Below are 1,200 nucleotides of genomic sequence, written 5' to 3'. Positions count from 1 at the left end.
ACCTCTGCCTAAAGGCGAGAGGATTCTTGCTTCAGTGGGATTCCGACGAATTTACCCTCGGCAAGCATCTTGACCGTATGCCCTACGGCTGCAAGTCCTCTAATTAGAACTACTTGAGCTGCTGCAACATCTCTATCGGTTGTATAACCGCAATTTGAGCAAGTATGAGTACGCTCAGCAAGCTCTTTTTTGCCTGTTGCGACACCACAATTTGGACAAATCTGACTGGTTTTCTTAGCATTCACTTTTTGGAAGTACACCCCGCGTTTCCAACAGGTTTGTTCCAAAATAGTGAAAAATTGACCCCATCCAGCGTCTAAGCAGTGCTTGCCCAGCATCCCTCTGGATAGTCCAACTAAATTTAAGTCCTCAACAAATACCATCCCCACATCATTGCAAATTTGATGAGAGATTTTGCGATGCCAATCTGAGCGACAATTAGCAACGTATTCGTGCAAAAGAGCAACTTTTTTCTGAGCTTTGCGCCAATTATTTGAGCCACTGCGCTTTTTACTCACACGTTTTTGCAGCAATTTCAGCTTGCGTTCTGCGTCTATAAAAAACCTTGGCCGCTTGACTAAAAGACAACGGTCAGCATTAGATACCAGCCGGATGCACGATTTACTACCCGTGCCTGCTTAATAATTCCACCATCGGGAATCGCTCGGGATTGCCAAAATCTTACCCAGCCAATTACAGGCAGTTTGACACTACTATTTTGAATGGGGTTTAAACTTAGTTGTGGAAACACAAAAGACCTCATGGTTCCCCTTTTTTTGAATCGGGGAAATCCGTGGTTTTGTTCCCACATACTTACAAATGCCTTTTCTAGTCGGCGCAGCACTTGTTGTAAAGCTTGAGCATTGATACGTTGTAATGCAGGGCTGGTTTTCCTGTATGCAGTTAAGGCTTTACATTGAGTTGAGTAAGTTGGTCTGGGTGTGTCAGCTCTGATGATGAATTCCGAGCGAAGGGAACAAGCGTCAATCCGACATTTTCGGGAATTATACCAATCTTTACGTTCTTGCAGGGCATAATTATATACCTTGCGACATTGTTCCAACCAATCCTCAAATATTGCTACTTGTGTTTTTGTGGGTTTCAATTTGAATTCATAAGTCAGATTGAACACTTGCATCACCTCCTTGTTTGATTTTACCCAATTTCTACAAAATGGCAACAGGATTTCTAGAATAAAGT

The 1,200-nt window shown here is 42.8% G+C and carries 1 pseudogene; it reads right to left on the bottom strand.

Going from position 1 to position 1,200, the window contains the following annotated elements:
* Positions 1-8 precede the first annotated feature (8 nt).
* Positions 9-1,132: pseudogene (locus tag JGK20_RS34390) on the bottom strand (transposase).
* Between the last annotated feature and the right edge of the window lie 68 nt (positions 1,133-1,200).

Origin of the sequence: Microcoleus sp. PH2017_05_CCC_O_A (assembly GCF_020738785.1) — a bacterium.
Taxonomy (GTDB): Bacteria; Cyanobacteriota; Cyanobacteriia; order Cyanobacteriales; family Microcoleaceae; genus Microcoleus.
Note: the sequence above shows the minus strand (reverse complement) of the source record. Positions and strands in the feature narration are given on the sequence as shown.